Genomic DNA, 18,196 nt, shown 5'->3' with positions numbered 1-18,196 from the left:
CCCGCCCCGGAGCGGGGCGGGCCACCGGACCAGGCCGGACATAACCGCAATGTTACCCCTTAAGGCCAGGCCGCCAAACGACGGCCTGGACATAAGGAGCCGGAATCGCGCCCGTCAGTGGCGCTTGCGGGTGGCCTTTTTGGCGGGCGCGGCGCGCTGGGCGGTCTTGGGAGGCTTGCCGGCCTTCTTGGCCTCGGCGCGCCTTTCCTTGGCGGTCTGCCCCTTCAGGGCGGCGGGCTTGGGCGCCGCCGCCTTCTTCACGCGGCGCGCCGGTTCATCGGACCCGCGCGCGGCGGCCTTGCGCAATGCATCGAAGCTGGTGCCCTGCACCAGGCGGAATTCGATGCGCCGCGCCTCCAGGTCCACGCGGGAGACCTGCACCTGCACCTTGTCGGTAAGGCGATAACGCATGCCCGTGCGCTCGCCGCGCAGTTCGTGCAGGGCGTCGTTGAACTGGAAGTATTCGCCGCCCAGCTCGGAGACGTGCACCAGGCCCTCAACGTGCAGCGTGTCGAGCGTGACGAAGATACCGAAACTGGCCACGCCGGTGACCGTGCCGCTGAAGTCTTCGCCCACGCGTTCCTTGACGAACCAGCACTTGAGCCAGGCCTCGACGTCGCGCGAGGCCTCGTCCGCGCGCCGTTCGCTGGCGGACAGCACCAGGCCCATCTTTTCCCAGATGGCGTGCTCATGTTCGCGCTGCGTGCGGCCGATGACCACGGCATGGTCGTCCAGGCTGGGCACGTACCGCTGGCCCGCCAGCAGGGCCTTGATCACGCGGTGCGTGAGCAGGTCCGGATAGCGGCGGATCGGCGACGTGAAGTGGCTGTAGCCGGGATAGGACAGGCCGAAGTGGCCCATGTTGTCCGGACTGTAGACAGCCTGCTGCATGGAGCGCAGGCACATGGTCTGCAGCAGCTGGTAATCGGGGCGCCCCCGCACGGAATCGAGGAAATCGCCGTAATCCTTGGCGGTGGGCGTCTCGCCTCCGCCGAGCGACAGGCCCATCGTGCGCAGGAACTCGCGCAGCGATTGCAGGCGTTCCGGCGTCGGGCCTTCGTGGATGCGGTACAGGCCGGGATGCTTGCTGCGCGTCATGAAGTCGGCCGCGCACGTATTGGCGGCCAGCATGCATTCTTCGATCAGCTTGTGGGCGTCATTGCGAACGGACGGCACGATCTGCTCGATGCGCCCAAGCTCATTGCAGACGATCTTGGTTTCGACCGTGTCGAAGTCGATGGCGCCGCGCTTCTTGCGTCCTTGCGACAGCACCTGGAAAAGTTCGTAAAGGTGCTGGACCTGGGGCATCACGCTGCGCATCGCGTGCGCGGCCGGCCCGCCAGGCTGCTGCAGGGCGGCCCAGATGTTGGTGTAGGTCGTGCGGGCATGCGAATGCATGACCGCGTTATAGAACTGGTAGGCCGTGACCGTGCCGGCCTTGGCGCCGGAGGCCGGGATGACCATGTCGCACACCAGGACCAGGCGGTCGACATCCGGATTCAGCGAACACAGGCCGTTGGACAGCGACTCGGGCAGCATCGGGATGACCCGGCGCGGAAAGTACACGCTGGTGCCGCGCTCGATCGCGTCGTCGTCCAGCGCATCGCCCGGACGCACGTAATGGCTGACGTCGGCAATGGCCACCAGCAGGCGCCAGCCGGGACGCTTGCGCTGGCCCGCGCCCAATTCGACGGGTTCGCAATACACCGCGTCGTCGAAGTCGCGCGCGTCTTCGCCGTCGATCGTGATGAGCGGCACGTCGCGCAGGTCGACGCGGTCTTTCAGGTCGGACTTCCTGACGGAGTCCGGCAGGCGGGCGGCCTGCTTGAGGGCGCCTTCCGTGAAATCGACCGGCACGTCGAACTTGCGCACCGCGATCTCGATTTCCATGCCGGGATCGTCGATTTCGCCCAGAACCTCGGCCACGCGGCCCAGCGGCTGCGTGTGGCGCGTGGGCTGCGCCATGATTTCCACCGCGACCACCTGCCCGTGCTGGGCGCCATTGGTATCGCTGGGCGGAATCAGGATGTCGTGCTTGATGCGCTGGTCTTCGGGCACGACGATGGACAGGCCGTGCTCATGCAGGAAGCGCCCCACCAGCTTGTTGGTGCGGCGTTCGATGACTTCGACGATGGTGCCTTCGGGCTTGCCGCGGTACTCGCCCGACGGCTTGACCAGCACGCGGTCGCCGTGCAGCACCTTGAGCATTTCGCGCGGCGACAGGAACAGATCGGGGCCGCCGTCATCGCGCAGCAGAAAGCCGAAGCCGTCGCGGTGGCCCAGGACCTTGCCCGCGATGAAGTCGAGTTTGGTGGCCAGCAGCAGCACGCCCTTGCGGTTGGGCATCAGTTGCCCATCGCGCTCCATGGCGCCCAGGCGGCGCTCGAAGCCCACCATCGTCGCCGGGCGCTCGATGCCCATGCGCTCAGCCAGTTCCACAGGAGACAACGGCGAACCGGCGGCGCGCAGCGCTGTCAGGATGGCTTCACGGGACGGAACGTCGGGATCGAAGTCCGGCGGCGCTTCGGGCAAGGGTGTTGATCTGTTGTTATTCGACTCGTTATTCGATCGTTTTGCCAAAGCTAAAATTTCCGTATATAATGCGCAGCTTCTGTGGTTCGCCCAAGGCTGAACACTGAAGCAGAAATGGTCAGAAGGATGGTCAAAAGGTTAGTCAAGAGGTTGATCAGGTGGTTTGAAAGACTGGATTGAAAAATCCGGGGGCTCAAAACCTTAACTGAAAAACCGATTGTAAAACCAACTGCAAGCTGGCGCATGGTTTAGTTCAACAGTTTAGTTAAATATGTTGAACCGGACGATGCAACTGGCGGCAGCGTAGCACATAGTTCTGACAGTATCTTTCAGTGCCCAGGTGGCGGAATTGGTAGACGCGCACGGTTCAGGTCCGTGTGCCGCAAGGTGTGGAGGTTCGAGTCCTCTCCTGGGCACCACGGAATTCAAATCAAGGCAATTTGAATTGGCTTGATGATTAAAGCAGCTGAAAATTCAGCGAGAAAGCCCCGGAAATCAAATGATTTTCGGGGCTTTTGCTTTGCGCGCCTGGTGTATGCGTTGAAAGCGGTGGCATTGAAAGCGGTGGCATTGAAAACAGCGACATCGGGAACAACGCATTTGAATTGGGGCGGCGCACCGCCCCACCCGCTCAGCGCCACGGAACCTTGCGGTTCAAATGATGGCGCGCGTAAAGATCCGCGCCCATTCCATCGATCTGCCCGTCGATCAGCGCTTCGAAAGGATTGAGCAACGCGTCGAAATTGCGCGGGGCCTCGATGGCGTTGAGCGCGTGCGTGACGGCCTCGATGGTGGACAGCGCGCCCGGCACGTCCGCGTGGCGCACGCGGTAGCGGGTGGACAGGCCGGCGGGCAGCATCACGCGAGGCAACGCGGCAAGCGCCGGATTGATGTGCAGCAGCTTGCGCGCATGCCCCCAGGTTCCGTCCGGAACGATCAACCGGATGGGCATGCCCAGGTCCTTCCCGTAGCCCGGCGTCAGCACCTCGGCGCCATCGCCGGGAAACAGCAGGCGCGGCAGATGGCCGGCCTCGGCCCAATCTTCTTCAGAAAAATATTCTCCCACCACGCGGCGCGCGCCGGCCAGGCCGAGCACGGCAAGCCTGGCGGTGTTCAGGGCATGGCGCGCTTCGCTCGGATGCTGTAGCACCACCACGCGAGTGCGGCAAGACAGCGAAGGAATCAGGGCGCACAGGCAGTGCGATCGAGGGCGCAGGCAGCGCGTACAGAGGGTGCGGGACATGGCCGACACTATATCGAAAGCGTCCCAAACAAAAAAAACCCAAAAAAAGTGAAAAAAAAGCAGAACGACTTGCACACTTCAAAAAAAGTATGCATAATCTCGTTCCTCTGCTGCTGAACACGAAACGACGCGAAAGCGAAGCAAATGTGAAGCAACAGCGCCCAGGTGGCGGAATTGGTAGACGCGCACGGTTCAGGTCCGTGTGCCGCAAGGTGTGGAGGTTCGAGTCCTCTCCTGGGCACCAATTATTACATCACGAGGTACCTGTCGTGATGCGCCAAGAAAAACCCCGTACGCGAAAGCGTTCGGGGTTTTTTCTTTTCCGGTCCGGTTTTCCGGCCTTGCGCCGCGGCTTTCACGCATGCCACTGCAGCAGAGAGCCGAACCAGAGAGCCGAACCAGAATCCCGAACCACAGGCCCGCGCCCGGCACCCGCACCGAAAAGCGCAGGCGCCGCGACGCCTTCGTCGGCGCCCTACTTCAGCGTACGCGTCATGACTACGTGCGGGATGCCGGCTTCGACGAATTCCTCGCCTTCCGCCTTGAAGCCATGCGCCTCGTAGAAGCCCGCCGCGTGGGTCTGCGCGTGCAACACCAGCATGCGGTGGCCGTCTCCGTGGCCTTGCCCGATGAGGGCATCCAGCAACTGGCTGCCCACGCCCATGCCGCGCGCCTTCTTGTGGACGGCCATCCGGCCGATATGGCCATCGGGGAGCAGCCGCCCCGTTCCCATCGGCGTGCCATCCGGGCCATAGGCCACGGCATGCACGGACACCGCGTCGTCGTCGTCCAGTTCGACCTCGGGCGGCACGTTCTGCTCGACCACGAATACCTGATGCCGAACCGAATATGCGTCATCGCGCAGGCGGTCCCAGGTTCCCAGAGCGATACGCACCGATGCTTGTTTGTTGGCCGACATGTCCATCCCCTACGTTGCAGCAAATGAATAACAGAATCCTACGCCGCATTCTCGCAGGGATGAAAGGGGCGCGAAAAGGGGTACGATCGCGGCTTGCCCACGCCGCCCATGCTCCGCCATGCCGCCTGCCTCTCCTCCCGCCTGGTTGAAGGCCGCCCCCGCGCTCTTTCTTGCGCTGTGGTCCAGCGGTTTTGTCGTGCTCAAAGTGGGGCTGGCCTATGCGGATCCGATGACGTTCCTGGCGCTGCGCTATGCCTGCGTGGTGCTGATCCTGGCGCCCCTGCTGCTTGTGCTGCGGCCGCCGATGCCGGCCGGGGCGCGCGCGTGGGCGCATCTGGCCATGGTCGGCCTGCTGTTGCAGGCAGGCTACTTCTGCTTCACCTATCTCTCGCTCAAGCAAGGCATGTCCGCGGGCGGGCTGGCGCTGATCACGTCTTTGCAGCCCATCCTGATCGGCCTGCTGGCGCCGGCGATCGCGCATGAGCGGGTCGACGCCCGGCGCTGGGCGGGCCTTGCGCTGGGCGTGACGGGCGCCGCGCTCGTCACCGTCGCCAAGGCCTCGATCGATGTGCTGGCGCCCCTGGGCCTGCTGTTCGCGATAAGCGCCCTGCTCTGCATCACGGGCGGCACCCTGTACGAAAAGCGCTTTGGCGTGCAGGTCCATCCCGTCACCTCCAATCTCGTGCAGTACGGCGTCGGGCTCGCCGTGACGGCGCCGCTGGCGTTCCTGCTGGAGCCGATGCATATCGAATGGACGGGCGCGCTGCTGGGATCGCTGGCCTATCTGGTCGTGGGCAATTCGCTGGTAGCCATCACCTTGTTGCTGACCATGATCCGGCACGGCGAGGCCTCGCGCGTTTCCGCGCTCTTCTTTCTGGTGCCTCCCTGCACGGCCGTCATCGCGCTGCTGATCCTGCGCGAACCCATCCCGCCGCTTGCCTGGCCCGGCATGGCGCTGGCCGCCCTGGGCATCCTGCTCGTGACCCGCAAGCCCGGCGGCGCACCCAAGTAGAATGAGCGCCTTTCCGCCCTTGCCACTTTTCCCATGAACGCCGTCGTCACCGCCGCCCTGCCGGTCTTCGCGCTGATACTGACCGGCTGGCTGGCCGCCCGCTGGCGCATCCTGGGAACCAACGCCACCGACGCGCTGAACCGCTACGTGGTTTACCTGTCGTTGCCCGCGCTGCTGTTTCGCGCCATGACGCAGGTCGACCTGGCGCACATGGCGCATTGGGGATTCGTCGGCGCATTCGCGGGCGGCGTCGCCATCACCTTCCTGGTGTCCTTCCTGCCCCGCAAGCGCGGCCCGGATTCGCTGACCGACCGCAGCATCGAAGGCCTGGCGGCGTCGTACGCCAATGCCGGCTACATGGGCATTCCGCTGTGCCTCGCGCTGCTGGGCGCGGACAGCCTGGCGCCCGCCACCTTCACCACGCTGCTGACCGCCAGCGTGCTGTTCGGCTTTGCGATCGCGCTCATCGAATTCGACCGCCAGCAGACACCCAACCTGTCCTCCACGCTGCTCAAGGTCGGCCGTGCCCTGCTGCGCAATCCGCTCTTGGCCGCGCCGTTGCTGGGCCTGGCCTGGGCCGCCACCGGCCTGGCGCTGCCCGAAGGCGTGGACCGCTATGTGTCCTTGCTGGGCGCATCGGCCAGCCCCTGCGCGTTGGTGACGATCGGCCTGTTCCTGGCGCAGACGGAAACCTCCAGTTCGGGGCCGGGCGTGCTGCGCCTGGTCACGGGCAAGCTGCTGCTGCAACCGGCCGCCACCGCGGTGCTGGCCTTCTACGTATTTTCCATGCCCCCGCTGTGGGCCTGGACCGCCGTGCTGATGAGCGCGCTGCCCATCGGCACCGGCCCCTTCATGCTGGCCAAAATGTATGGCCGCGACGCGCGCGTGACCTCGCGCGCCATCCTGGTGAGCACGGTGGCCTCGGTGCTGACCGTCAGCCTGCTGGTGGCCTGGATCAGCGCCCATCCGATTTCCTGAACATTGCCCATGCTGCTCGCCGCCGCCATCTTCGTCTTCACCATCACGCTCGTCATCTGGCAGCCCAGGGGGCTGTCCATCGGCTGGAGCGCCGTGCTCGGCGCAGGCCTCGCGCTGGCGACCGGCGTGGTGCACCTGGCCGACATCGCCGACGTCTGGCGCATCGTCTGGAACGCCACGGCCACCTTCATCGCCATCATCGTGACCAGCCTGATCCTGGACGAGGCGGGCTTCTTCGAGTGGTCCGCGCTGCACGTGGCCCGCTGGGGCGGCGGACGCGGACGCCTGCTGTTCGTCCTGATCGTCCTGCTGGGCGCGGCCGTCTCAGCGCTGTTCGCCAACGACGGCGCGGCGCTGATCCTCACGCCCATCGTCATGGAAATGCTGCTGGCCCTGGGCTTCGGCCCGGGCGCGTCGCTGGCCTTCGTGATGGCCGCGGGCTTCATCGCGGACACAGGCAGCATCGCCCTGATCGTTTCCAACCTGGTGAACATCGTGTCGGCGGACTTCTTCGGCATCGGCTTCGGCGAATACGCCTCGGTGATGCTGCCGGTGAACCTGGTCGCCGTCGGGTCCACGCTGGCGGTGCTGCTGCTGTTCTTCCACCGCAGCATCCCGCCGCGCTACGACGTGAACCAGTTGCCCGCGCCCTCATCCGCCATCCGCGACCGGATCACCTTTCGCGCCGGCTGGGTGGTGCTGGGCCTGCTGCTGGCGGGTTTCTTCATCCTGGAACCCATGGGCATTCCCGTGAGCGCCATTGCCGCCGCCGGCGCCCTGGGCCTGCTGCTGATCGCGGGCCGCCAGCACGTCGTGGGCACCCGCCGCATCATGCGCGAGGCGCCCTGGCACATCGTGATCTTTTCCCTTGGCATGTACCTGGTGGTGTATGGCCTGCGCAACGCGGGCCTGACCGCGCACCTGGCGCAGGTGCTGGACCGTTTCGCGGAACATGGCGTGTGGGGCGCGGCGATGGGCACCGGCCTCGTCACGGCGTTCCTGTCGTCCATCATGAACAACCTGCCGACCGTGCTGATCGGCGCGCTTTCCATCGCGGACACCAGCGCCACCGGCCCCGTGCGGGACGCGATGATCTACGCCAATATCATCGGCAGCGACCTGGGCCCCAAGATCACCCCGATCGGCAGCCTGGCCACGCTGCTCTGGCTGCATGTGCTGGCGCGCAAAGGCTTGCGCATCACCTGGGGCTACTACTTCAAGGTCGGGATCGTCCTGACGCTGCCCGTGCTGCTCCTGACGCTGGCCGCGCTGGCCTGGCGCCTGCAATAGCCTGGCGGCGCCCGATCCTTATATAACTTACAGTTATTATTGAAGAATAAATCAATACTTTGAGAGATTTATCGCCCGTTCTAGACTGGCGGCTATTCCCACGGGTGCGTCTACGCACCCGTTTGCATTTACGTCTTTGATTCCCCGGGACTTTCCATGAGCGCCAACGCCTCCTCCCTGCCCCTGCCCTCGGCCCTGCCGCCCATCCAGATCAACCGCAAGCCGCTCTGGATTGCCCTGCTGCTGGTGCTGGCGGGCGCGCTGTACCTCAACCAGACCGTCAGCTGGCGCCAGGGCGCGCTGTGGGTGGTCGGCGCCCTGCTCGGGGTGACGCTGTACCACGCCTCGTTCGGCTTCACCCAGGCCTGGCGCGTGTTCGTCTCGGACCGACGCGGCGCCGGCCTGCGCGCGCAGATGCTGATGCTGGCTGTCGGCGTGCTGCTGTTCTTCCCGTTCCTGGCCGCGGGCACGCTGTTCGGCCAGCCCGTCAACGGCTTCGTATCGCCTCCAGGCGTGTCCGTCGTGCTGGGCGCGTTCCTCTTCGGCATCGGCATGCAGCTGGGCGGCGGCTGCGCCTCGGGCACGCTGTTCGCCGTGGGCGGCGGCAATACGCGCATGGTCGTGACGCTGCTGTTCTTCATCGTGGGATCGGTGATCGCCACCGCCAACTTCGGCTGGTGGTCCAACCTGCCCGCGCTGGCGCCCACCTCGCTGATCAAGACCTGGGGCCTGGCGCCCGCGCTCATCGCCAACCTGGCGGTATTTGCCCTGATTGCCTGGGCCGCCACGGCGCTGGAAAAGCGCCGTCACGGCCACGTGATCTCGTTCGCCTCCCGCACGGGGCGGCCCGTCTCGCTGCTGCAGGGCCCGTGGCCGCTCATCTGGGGTGGCGTGGCGCTGGTGGTGTTGAACTTCGCAACGCTGGCCCTGGCCGGCCGTCCGTGGGGCATTACCTCCGCCTTCGCGCTGTGGGGCGCCAAGGCGCTGGACGCGGTGGGCGGCGACGTCGCCACCTGGGCCTACTGGAGCAAGCAGCCCTCGCTGGCCGCGCCGCTGCGCCAGGACGTCACCACCGTCATGGATATCGGCCTGATGCTCGGCGCGCTCGCGGCGGCCAGCGCCGCCGGCAAGTTCGCGCCCGTCTGGAAGGTGCCCGCCCGCTCGCTGGCGGGCGCGGTCATCGGCGGCCTGCTGCTGGGCTACGGCGCGCGCCTGGCCTTCGGCTGCAACATCGGCGCCTACTTCAGCGGCATCCTGTCGGGCAGCCTGCACGCCTGGCTGTGGCTTCCTGCCGCGTTCGCTGGCAGCGCGCTGGGCGTCCGCCTGAGGCCGATGTTCGGCCTGGCGGTCGAAAAGACGCCGCCGGCATCCAGCTGCTGAAAAACAGTGTTCCGGAAATGGCCCCCTGATTCCAGGGGGCCATTTTTCTGGCTGCCCGCCAGGCCAGTAAACACGGGGCTCGCGGCGCGCAACGGGCCATCGGAAGCCCGTCGTGCGTGGGTGCGCGGGCCGCCATCCGTTCATCGGCCAGACGGCTGCGCTGGTGTATGGTTGCTCCATCCCGAAATACGGAGATGGACATGAACTGGATTGCCGGCCGCTACACGGCCTTTCTGTTGACCCTGGCGGGCGCCGCGCTCACCGCCGTCCTGTCCGCGACAAGTTCGCCCTGGTGGCTGGCGGCTGCCGTCCCGCTGGCGCTGCTGGGCGCCCTGGGCGTCTATGACCTGATCCAGACCCGCCACGCCATTCGGCGCAACTACCCGGTGCTGGGCAACCTGCGGTTCCTGTTCGAATTCATCCGACCCGAGATCCGCCAGTACTTCCTGGAAGACGACACCCAGGCCGCGCCCTTCTCGCGCGCGCAGCGCTCCATCGTCTACCAGCGCGCCAAGCTGGAAATCGACAAGCGTCCGTTCGGCACCCAGGAGGACGTCTACGGCGACCGCTACGAGTGGATCAATCATTCGATGGCGCCGTCGCACATCAACGACACCGACTTCCGCGTCACGGTCGGCGGGCCCGAGTGCCAGCAGCCTTACTCGATGTCGGTGTTCAACGTGTCGGCGATGAGCTTTGGCGCGCTGTCCGCCAACGCCGTCCTGGCGCTGAACGAAGGCGCCCGTCAGGGCGACTTCGCGCACGACACCGGCGAAGGCGGCATCAGCCGCTACCACCGGCAACCAGGCGGCAGCCTGGTCTGGAACATCGGATCCGGCTACTTCGGCTGCCGCGACGAGCACGGCGCGTTCTCCGAAGAGGCCTTCGTCAAAAACGCCTGTACGCCGCAGGTCAAGATGATTGAAATCAAGCTGTCGCAAGGCGCCAAGCCCGGCCACGGCGGCATCCTGCCCGCAGGCAAGGTGACGCCGGAGATCGCCGAGGCGCGCGGCGTGGCCGCCTGGCAGGACTGCAATTCCCCGGCCAGCCACTCGGCCTTCGACAATCCCATCGGCCTGATGAAATTCGTGGCGCGCCTGCGCGAGCTGTCGGGCGGCAAGCCGGTCGGCTTCAAGTTCTGCGTGGGGCATCCCTGGGAATGGTTCGCCATGGTGAAGGCCATGCTGGAAACCGGCATCACGCCGGATTTCATCGTGGTCGATGGCGCCGAGGGCGGCACGGGCGCCGCCCCCGTGGAGTTCGTCGACCACGTCGGCACGCCGCTGCGCGAGGCCCTGCGCCTGGTCCACAACACGCTGATCGGCGTCAACTTGCGGGATCGCATCAAGCTGGGCGCCTCGGGCAAGATCATCACCGCTTTCGATATGGCCCGCGTCATGGCCATGGGAGCCGACTGGTGCAATGCCGCGCGCGGATTCATGTTCGCCATCGGCTGCATCCAGGCCCAGGCCTGCCATACGGGCAAGTGCCCCACCGGCGTGACGACGCAGGATCCCCTGCGCCAGCGCGCGCTGGTCGTGCCCGACAAGGCGCAGCGCGTCGCCAACTTCCACAAGAACACGCTGCATGCGCTGGCTGAACTGCTGGCGGCAGCGGGGCTGACCCATCCGGGCCAATTGCGTCCGCACCATATCGCGCGCCGGATTTCACCCAGCGAAATCCGGCTGCTGTCCGCGCTGTTTCCCGAATTGGCGCCCGGCGAACTGCTGCGCGGGGAATTCCGGCATCAGGTGTTCCGCGTGGGCTGGGCAATGGCGCAGGCCGGCTCGTTCCAGCCCACGCACGACATCACCACCGCACTGGCGCAGCAACACGCCCAGGCCGCTGCGACCGCCACACCCGCCCCGGCCTGATGCGGCGGCGCGCGGCCCCTACAGCCAGCGCTCGAACATCCGCGAGAAGAACTCCATGAAGCGGTCATCCACGCCCCGGTCCTTCCAGGCCTCGGGCGTGATGCGCACGGAATCGGCCACATCGCGCTCGAACAGCGCTTCCATCTCGCCCGCGAATTCGGGTCCCAGCACCACCGCGTTGATCTCGTAGTTCAGCGCAAAGCTGCGCCAGTCCATGTTGCTGGAACCCACCGTCGACCAGACGCCATCCACCACCGCCGTCTTGGCGTGCAAGAGCGCATCGCGGCGCTCGTAGATCTTGACGCCGGCGCGCAGCAGCCCGGTGTAATGCGAGCGCCCGGCGTTGAACACCAGGGAAGAATCGCTGAAGCCCGGCAGCACCAGCACCACATCCACACCGCGTCGGGCCGCGGCCTCCAGGACTTCGATGAACTCCGGATCCGGCACGAAGTAGGCCATGGTGATGTGGATGGACTTCTGCGCGCTTTCAAACGCGGACATCAGCGTGAGGTAGACCGTGTAGCCGTCGCTGCGGTCGGGCTGGTTGGCCAGGATGCGCACGTTCGTCGTGCCCACCGGTGGCGCGACCTGGGAGTCTCCGCCCTTGATCGGTTCCTTGGCCTGCGACGCCCACCCCGCCTGCAGGACCTGTTCCAGCTGGGCCACCGCCGGCCCTTCGATGCGCAGGTGCGTATCCCGCCACGGCGCGGACTTGGCATCGCCGCCAGGCTCGGCATCGGCCTTGCCCGCGCCGGATCCCGCCCCGGATCCCCCGCCGCCCGATATCGACGAGGATTCATAGACACTGCTGACGTTGATGCCGCCCAGGTAGCCGACCTTGCCGTCCACCACCAGCACTTTGCGGTGGTTGCGCTGATTGGGCGACCAGCCGGCGCGCGCGCGGGCCGGATTGACCGGATTGAAGACCGCAACCTGCACACCGGCATCGCGCAGGCGCTGGAACAAGGCGTCGGGCGTCTTGATCGTGCCCACCGCGTCGACCATCAGGGATACCTCGGCGCCGCGGTTGCGCGCCGCGATCAACGCGTCGGCAAACCTTGCCCCCTCGGCGTCGTCGTCGAAGATGTAGGTTTCCATGTGGACGTACCGGCGCGCCTGCCCGATGGACTGCAGCATGGCCTGGTACGTGCTGGGTCCGTCCGCCAGCAGCCGCACGCGGTTGCCGGGAACCAGCGGTGCGCCGCTGACGGCTCGCTCCACGGCCAGGTGACGAGCCAGGAAATCGTCTTTGGGCGTTTGCGGGTCTGCCGCAATGCCCTGCCCGCGGCGGTAACTTTCGCGCGCGGTATCTGAAGACAGGCCGGCCTGGGCCGCGCGCGCCTGGCGTTGCTGCGCGTCCGGGACGCTGGCGCAGGCCCCCAGCACAGACACCGCGCAGGCAAGCAGCGCGGCGTGCGCCCACCGGCGCACACCCGACAGCCGATCACGCAAGCCGTGACCCGGCCCGACCCGGCCCAAGGCCGGAGACGGACTCATGATGCGCCTTTAGCGCCGGTTGCCCGCCATTAGAACGCAGCCGAGCACCGCGCCCACCAATGCGGCTACCCCGACCGATTTCCAGGCGTGCTCGTGCACGTATTCGTCCGCATAAGCGGTGACGCGGCGCGCGCGCTCGCGGGCCTCGCCTTCCCAATCGCCTGCGGATTCGCGCGCCTCCGCCAGTTGGCGCTTGAGGCGCGTGCGCGCCGCTTCGATCTCGGAGCCCGTATAGCTGGCGGTGGACCGCAGCAGGTCTTCCGTTCCGGCGAGCAGCTCGTGAAAGCTGTCGTTCACCCGTTCACGATGCAAAGCCATTTCAGCGCGCTGGTGCTTTCGGTTCATGGTCGCTCCTGTTTTATTGAGCCCGCCCCCGCAATGGCATGCGCTGCCTGACGCAACGCAACATTGCGCGGGCCGCGGGGCGTCGCCCCGCTTGGCCGAAGACCCATTGTGACCATCATCGGCGGACGCTGCCCGAGCTTTGGCAACCAGCCGTAAACCGATATTTCAGCGGAGCGAAACTTGCTGACAGCCTGGGCCAGCATGGGCGCTGTCCGTGGCCGGAACCCCTTGCCGCGCCACTTCGATTTCGTAAAAGTCCATTGCATTCAGAGGCTTGGCGCTTGACACGTAAACCCCAACAACCGCCAAAATAGGTCTTTGCAATGCGCTTCAACCGCCCCGAAAAGGAACTGAACGCATGGTTTCCCCTTCCGCACTGCTTGCCCCCGTCGCGCCCGACTTCATGGCGCAGCAACCCCAGCGGCCCAGCGCCGAACAGATCGAGCTGCACGACGGGCTGTCGGACCACCACGCCCATATCGATCCCAAGTTCCTGTACGACGCGCTCGGCTCATCGCTTTTCACCGCCATCACGCAGCTGCCCGAGTACTACCCCACCCGGTGCGAGGACGAGATCTTTCAGCGCTATGGCGCCGATATCGCGCGCCACATCGGACCGGTGCAGGCAATGATCGACCTGGGCGCCGGAGATTGCGTCAAGGCCGAGCGGCTGTTTGGCAGCTTGCGGCCAAGCCACTATGTGCCTGTCGATATCTCGGCCGATTATCTGCAGACCGCGGTGCGACGGCTGGAGCTCTCCTATCCCGATCTGGCGATCACCGCCGTGGGACAGGATTTTTCGCGCGTCATCGCGCTGCCTCCCGATATCCCCGCGCAACGGCGGCTGTTCTTCTATCCGGGTTCCAGCATCGGCAATCTCGGTCCCGACGATGCCTACGCAATGCTCCGGCGGATACGCGAGGCCTGTCCGGGCGGCGGACTGCTCGTGGGTGTGGACCGCGTCAAGCCCAGGCAGGTCCTGGAACCTGCCTATGACGACGCGCTGCACCTGACCGCGGCGTTCAACCTGAACCTGCTGCGCCATGTGAACGCCGTGCTGGACAGCGACTTCGACGTGGACGACTGGCGCCATGTGGCGGTCTACAACAGCGAGCGGTCGCGCATCGAAATGCATCTGGAAGCGCAGCGCGCGCTACGTGTGACCTGGCCTGGCGGCCATCGCGAGTTCCGCCGCGGCGAGCGCATCCACACCGAGAATTCCCACAAGTTCACGCCCCAGGCGTTCGGCGACCTGCTTCACAGCGCGGGCTTTCGCGACGTCTCGCACTGGTCGGATGCGCGCGGCTGGTTCTCGGTTTTCAGCGCCCGCGCCTGACGCGGGATGACCCACGACGCCACTGGAGGATCGCCATGGACCCCGCATGCCTGCTGACCCATCCCGCCATCGGGCCCTACGCCACCGGACAGGCTGGCCAGCACGACCGCTACGACGCCGTGCGCTCCACCACGACCGCCCTCGCGGCGCCGCTGAGCCCCGAGGACTGCCAGGTGCAGTCCATGCCGGACTGCAGTCCGGTGAAATGGCACCTGGCGCACACGACCTGGTTCTTCGAGACCTTCCTGCTCGCGCGCTTTCAGCCGTCCAGTCCGCCCTTCCATCCGCAGTACCGGATGCTGTTCAACTCTTACTACAACGCCATCGGCGCCAAGCACCCGCGCCCCCAGCGCGGCCTCCTGTCCCGCCCCCCGCTCGCCGAGGTCCTGCGCTATCGCCAGCATGTCGACGACGCCATGCACGCCCTGATCTCGCGCCTGGGCGGCAACGATGCGGCCTTCGACACGCTGCTCGAGCTTGGGCTGAACCACGAGCAGCAGCATCAGGAACTGATCCTGACCGACCTCAAGCACATGCTGTCGGCCAATCCGCTCAAGCCAGCCTACGTAGCAGCGGGGCCGCCGGCCCTGCCGCCCGCCACGCCCGCCGGCTGGACCCGCTACGCGGGCGGCGTTACGCGCGTTGGCCATGACGGCCGCGGCTTCGGCTTCGACAATGAAGGCCCGGCCCACGACGTGCTGGTGGCTCCCTTCCATCTGGCGGATCGTCTCGTGACCCAGCACGAATACCTGGCCTTCATCCGCGATGGCGGATACAAGCGCCCCGAACTGTGGCTGTCCCTGGGGTGGGACATGGTCTGCGCCCAGGGCTGGCGGGCGCCGCTTTATTGGGAAGGAGACCGCGACCAGTGGCGGGTCTTCACTCTGCACGGCATGCAGGAGCTGGAATTGCAGGCGCCCGTCACCCACGTCAGCTACTACGAAGCCGACGCCTACGCCCGTTGGGCCCGCGTGCGCCTGCCGCGCGAGTCCGAATGGGAACACGCGGCCCGGCAGCTTGCCGACGGGACGTTTTCCGCGCGCGCCAACATGCTGGAAAACGGTCATCTGGACCCTCGCCCCGCCCCGGCGCGCAACGGGCACGGCGGACCGGTGCAGCTGTTCGGCGATGTTTGGGAATGGACATCCAGCGCCTATGACGCGTATCCCGGCTTCCAGCCCAGCGCCGGGGCGGTCGGCGAGTACAACGGCAAATTCATGTGCAACCAGTACGTGCTGCGCGGCGGATCCTGCGCCACGCCGCGCGACCACATCCGCGCCAGCTATCGCAACTTTTTCCCGCCGGAAGCGCGCTGGCAGTTTTTCGGCATCCGGCTTGCGCGCGACGCGTGAGCGCCCCGGTAATTTTCTTGCCGCCGACCGCTTGCACATCCAAAAAATTTCGTGCTAGAATTTCGTTCTTCGTTGATCAGCGCTTGCAACGCAAACGGTGATCGAGGGGCTGGAAGGAAAAATTTCTGGCTACTAAAAACGAAGCGATGGCGCATTAGCTCAGCCGGTTAGAGCGACGGAATCATAATCCGCAGGTCCCCTGTTCGAATCAGGGATGCGCCACCAAAGAATTTAAGAAGGCCTGCACTTGCGTGCAGGCCTTCTTGCTTTTGCGTCGCGAGAACTTCTGTGGACGCCCGGGGCTTGGGATCGGTCCACCCCTAGCTGCGGTACACCGTATCGCGGCGCCGGCCGCCCCAGGTTGCAGCCAGGCTGGCCACGAACGCGCCGATCAGCATCGAAGCAAATCCCCACAGAGCGAACGCCGCCGCAGCCTTCCTCGCCGCGTCCGCGGCTTGCTTGGCCTTCAGCTTGGCGTCCTCGGCGGCCTTCTTGGCGCTTGCGATGGCCTCTTCGACGCGGCGCTGCGCCACGGCGGGCTCCAGGCCGGTCTGGGCGGCAACCACCTTGGTCACGTAATCGCGGTCTTGCGGCGTCATCTCGCCGCGGGTCAGGCTCATGGCGACGATACGGCCGACCTCGGCACGCGCCGTGTCCGGGTCGCCGCTGGCATCCGGGCGCTCAGATCGCATCAAGCTGTCGGTGAAGTAGTCGACCGCCTGGTCCAGGCCGCCGCCGCTTGCGCCGGCTGCCGCAGCGGCCGTCGCGGCGGTGCCTGCCGTCGCGGCCATCGTCGCGCCAGCCCTTGCCGCGCCCGACGCCACGGAGGCAATCGCGGAACCCAGCAACGCCGCGCTGACTACCGCGCTCAAGGCCCACACCAGAAAGCCGTGCGCCGTGTCGCGGAAGTAGACCTCGTCGGAATGCACGTCCACCCACTTGGTGCGCAGGCGTCCGGCCACGTAGCCGCCGACGCCATAGGCGACGATCTGCGTGAACAGCATCCAGCCGATGATGCCGATGCCTACCGCAGGCGCCGACATGCCTTCGTCGCCCCATGGCGAAACGGAAAGAAAGCCCAGGCCCGTGCCGCCCGCCAGCAACGCCAGCGACAGCGCGGCGGCAATCACCGCGCCCGCGAACACCGCGGCCCACGACACCGCCGACAGCGCCGACTCGCGCGGCGGCACGCCGTCGGCATAGGAATGGCTCAATGAAGATGAATTTTCCATGATCGATCCTTATCCATTGTTTTTTGCAGCCGCAGGGATGCGGCGCCTAAGCGGGGAACGACGGAACTCAGTGCCAGAACAAAGCCAGCAGGATGATGATCGGAATGGGTACGCCAAGCAGCCACAGCAAAATGGAGCGCATGGAAACCTCCTTGGATATCTTTGGTCGGGGCGGCGCCAGCCGCGTTCACGCCAGGTCGATGGTGCCGGGCGCGCGGGGATCCGGCGCGGGCGGGACGGGGTCCACGGTGTCGGGGTTGTCGGCCGGACGCGGATCGGGGCGTGGATCGGGGCGTGGATCGTCCGAAGACGGACCGCCGGGCAGTGCGGGATCGTCGGCCGGAAGGACGTCCGGCGCGCCGGGCTCACGGTGCGGGGATTGGGACATGGTGTCGTCTCCTCAAGCGGCGCGGAGCGCGCCTTGCCCCGCACTCAGCAAACCGCGTGCCCGCGACAGATCATGAAGACGTACACACAATGAGGGGCCCGGCGCCGCCTCGCGATTATTTGGACTTGCCGCCGGCGGCCCTGCCCCGGCCATCCGGAGCGTCTTCGCCCAGGAACTCCACGACGGCCAACTTGCCCGCCGCGGACGCTTCGTCAAGGCTGCCATAACGCCTTTCCGAATAATTGGTGCTGCGCACATTGCCGGAGTCGGGATCGAGCAGTGTGACGATCCAGGCAAATTCGCCGGGCGACAACTGCCGCACTTGCAGGGTGGCGCGCGTGCCGGGACGTAGTTCTCGCGACATCTTGCGGCCTCTTTCCGAATTTCGACGCCACCATCGTAGCGCAATCCGCCGATGCAACGGCGCCGCAATGGCCTGGAAAAAATGCTGCGCACGCACATGAATTCATGCTGCACACTGCGCGGCAAATACGCCACACAGGCCGCCGTCCGCCAGGAAAACCCTAGGGCGCATCCCTGCAATACAGGCGCACAATCGATACAAACATCTAGACCGCTCAGCGGCGCCGAATCCCTTTAATCAGGCGAGGACGGAGACAACATGACTTACGTAGCAGTCTTTATGAGCTGTTTGATGGTTGTGGGCATCGTCGCGTTGGTGGTTCAAACGATTCAAGGCGCTGGGCCCGAGCCCTGGCTGAAGATATCGGCGACGATCGTCAGTTCCCTGTTTGCATCCCTGCTCTTGATTCCCCTGGGCTACGCCGTCGCCCAGACCATGCTCATCGAGTAAATCC

The 18,196-nt window shown here is 66.0% G+C and carries 17 protein-coding genes and 3 tRNA genes; 11 read left to right on the top strand and 9 right to left on the bottom strand.

Annotation, left to right across the window (positions count from 1 at the left end; translation table 11 throughout):
* Positions 1-114 precede the first annotated feature (114 nt).
* Positions 115-2,580, bottom strand: coding sequence for a ribonuclease R (gene rnr / locus ABE485_RS08495; RefSeq protein WP_346514848.1), 2,466 nt, complete (start codon positions 2,578-2,580; stop codon positions 115-117).
* A gap of 286 nt (positions 2,581-2,866) precedes the next feature.
* Between rnr and ABE485_RS08490 the strand changes: the two genes are divergently transcribed.
* Positions 2,867-2,951: transfer RNA gene (locus ABE485_RS08490), tRNA-Leu, on the top strand.
* A gap of 6 nt (positions 2,952-2,957) precedes the next feature.
* Here ABE485_RS08490 and ABE485_RS08485 read toward each other — a convergent pair.
* Together ABE485_RS08485 and ABE485_RS08480 are read right to left on the bottom strand one after the other, a co-directional pair.
* Positions 2,958-3,173, bottom strand: coding sequence for a hypothetical protein (locus tag ABE485_RS08485; RefSeq protein ID WP_346514847.1), 216 nt, complete (start codon positions 3,171-3,173; stop codon positions 2,958-2,960).
* Positions 3,164-3,775, bottom strand: a complete 612-nt coding sequence (locus ABE485_RS08480) for a tRNA-uridine aminocarboxypropyltransferase (protein WP_346514846.1) — start codon at positions 3,773-3,775, stop codon at positions 3,164-3,166. The genes ABE485_RS08485 and ABE485_RS08480 overlap by 10 nt, the downstream gene beginning before the upstream one ends.
* A gap of 159 nt (positions 3,776-3,934) precedes the next feature.
* Here ABE485_RS08480 and ABE485_RS08475 point away from each other — a divergent pair.
* Positions 3,935-4,019 (top strand) — tRNA-Leu (locus ABE485_RS08475).
* A gap of 231 nt (positions 4,020-4,250) precedes the next feature.
* On the opposite strand, the gene ABE485_RS08470 is transcribed toward ABE485_RS08475, so the two are convergent.
* A complete protein-coding gene (locus ABE485_RS08470; protein ID WP_430795402.1) occupies positions 4,251-4,700 on the bottom strand; it encodes a GNAT family N-acetyltransferase in 450 nt (149 codons plus the stop codon).
* A gap of 112 nt (positions 4,701-4,812) precedes the next feature.
* Between ABE485_RS08470 and ABE485_RS08465 the strand changes: the two genes are divergently transcribed.
* From ABE485_RS08465 to ABE485_RS08445, 5 genes are all read left to right on the top strand, one after another.
* Positions 4,813-5,706 (top strand): DMT family transporter, encoded by an 894-nt coding sequence (locus tag ABE485_RS08465; protein ID WP_346514844.1) that lies wholly within the window; start codon positions 4,813-4,815, stop codon positions 5,704-5,706.
* A gap of 33 nt (positions 5,707-5,739) precedes the next feature.
* On the top strand, positions 5,740-6,684 hold the full coding sequence (locus ABE485_RS08460) for an AEC family transporter (RefSeq protein WP_346514843.1): 945 nt from the start codon (positions 5,740-5,742) through the stop codon (positions 6,682-6,684).
* A 9-nt stretch (positions 6,685-6,693) separates the two neighbouring features.
* Entirely contained in the window at positions 6,694-7,974 is a 1,281-nt protein-coding gene (locus tag ABE485_RS08455) for an arsenic transporter (protein ID WP_346514842.1), read from the top strand.
* A 156-nt stretch (positions 7,975-8,130) separates the two neighbouring features.
* Positions 8,131-9,354, top strand: a complete 1,224-nt coding sequence (locus tag ABE485_RS08450; protein WP_346514841.1) for a YeeE/YedE family protein — start codon at positions 8,131-8,133, stop codon at positions 9,352-9,354.
* A 200-nt stretch (positions 9,355-9,554) separates the two neighbouring features.
* Positions 9,555-11,228, top strand: a complete 1,674-nt coding sequence (locus ABE485_RS08445) for an FMN-binding glutamate synthase family protein (protein ID WP_346514840.1) — start codon at positions 9,555-9,557, stop codon at positions 11,226-11,228.
* 18 nt (positions 11,229-11,246) lie between these two features.
* Here ABE485_RS08445 and ABE485_RS08440 read toward each other — a convergent pair whose 3' ends face one another.
* Together ABE485_RS08440 and ABE485_RS08435 are read right to left on the bottom strand one after the other, a co-directional pair.
* Positions 11,247-12,725, bottom strand: a complete 1,479-nt coding sequence (locus ABE485_RS08440) for a phospholipase D-like domain-containing protein (RefSeq protein ID WP_346514839.1) — start codon at positions 12,723-12,725, stop codon at positions 11,247-11,249.
* Between the two features lie 9 nt (positions 12,726-12,734).
* Positions 12,735-13,070 (bottom strand): DUF883 family protein, encoded by a 336-nt coding sequence (locus tag ABE485_RS08435; protein ID WP_346514838.1) that lies wholly within the window; start codon positions 13,068-13,070, stop codon positions 12,735-12,737.
* Between the two features lie 358 nt (positions 13,071-13,428).
* On the opposite strand from ABE485_RS08435, the gene egtD reads away from it, so the two are divergent.
* The 3 genes from egtD to ABE485_RS08420 all read left to right on the top strand — a co-directional run bounded on the left by egtD (position 13,429) and on the right by ABE485_RS08420 (position 15,983).
* Positions 13,429-14,406: an L-histidine N(alpha)-methyltransferase gene (gene egtD, locus ABE485_RS08430; protein WP_346514837.1), complete on the top strand. Its 978-nt coding sequence runs from the start codon at positions 13,429-13,431 to the stop codon at positions 14,404-14,406.
* A 35-nt stretch (positions 14,407-14,441) separates the two neighbouring features.
* Entirely contained in the window at positions 14,442-15,758 is a 1,317-nt protein-coding gene (gene egtB, locus ABE485_RS08425; RefSeq protein WP_346514836.1) for an ergothioneine biosynthesis protein EgtB, read from the top strand.
* A gap of 148 nt (positions 15,759-15,906) precedes the next feature.
* Positions 15,907-15,983 (top strand) — tRNA-Met (locus ABE485_RS08420).
* A 95-nt stretch (positions 15,984-16,078) separates the two neighbouring features.
* Here the strand turns inward: ABE485_RS08420 and ABE485_RS08415 are convergent.
* From ABE485_RS08415 to ABE485_RS08405, 3 genes are all read right to left on the bottom strand, one after another.
* Positions 16,079-16,990, bottom strand: a complete 912-nt coding sequence (locus tag ABE485_RS08415; protein WP_346514835.1) for a hypothetical protein — start codon at positions 16,988-16,990, stop codon at positions 16,079-16,081.
* 187 nt (positions 16,991-17,177) lie between these two features.
* Positions 17,178-17,378: a hypothetical protein gene (locus ABE485_RS08410; protein ID WP_346514834.1), complete on the bottom strand. Its 201-nt coding sequence runs from the start codon at positions 17,376-17,378 to the stop codon at positions 17,178-17,180.
* A gap of 115 nt (positions 17,379-17,493) precedes the next feature.
* Positions 17,494-17,742 (bottom strand): hypothetical protein, encoded by a 249-nt coding sequence (locus tag ABE485_RS08405; protein ID WP_346514833.1) that lies wholly within the window; start codon positions 17,740-17,742, stop codon positions 17,494-17,496.
* 258 nt (positions 17,743-18,000) lie between these two features.
* Between ABE485_RS08405 and ABE485_RS08400 the strand changes: the two genes are divergently transcribed.
* Positions 18,001-18,192 carry a hypothetical protein gene (locus tag ABE485_RS08400; RefSeq protein WP_346514832.1) on the top strand — a complete coding sequence of 64 codons (192 nt, stop codon included), beginning with the start codon at positions 18,001-18,003 and terminating at the stop codon, positions 18,190-18,192.
* Positions 18,193-18,196 lie beyond the last annotated feature (4 nt).

This window comes from Achromobacter spanius, from assembly GCF_039673305.1.
In the GTDB taxonomy this organism is placed as follows: Bacteria; Pseudomonadota; Gammaproteobacteria; order Burkholderiales; family Burkholderiaceae_B; genus Achromobacter; species Achromobacter spanius_F.
The sequence above is the reverse complement of the archived record's forward strand: the minus strand, read 5'-3'. Positions and strand labels throughout refer to the sequence as shown.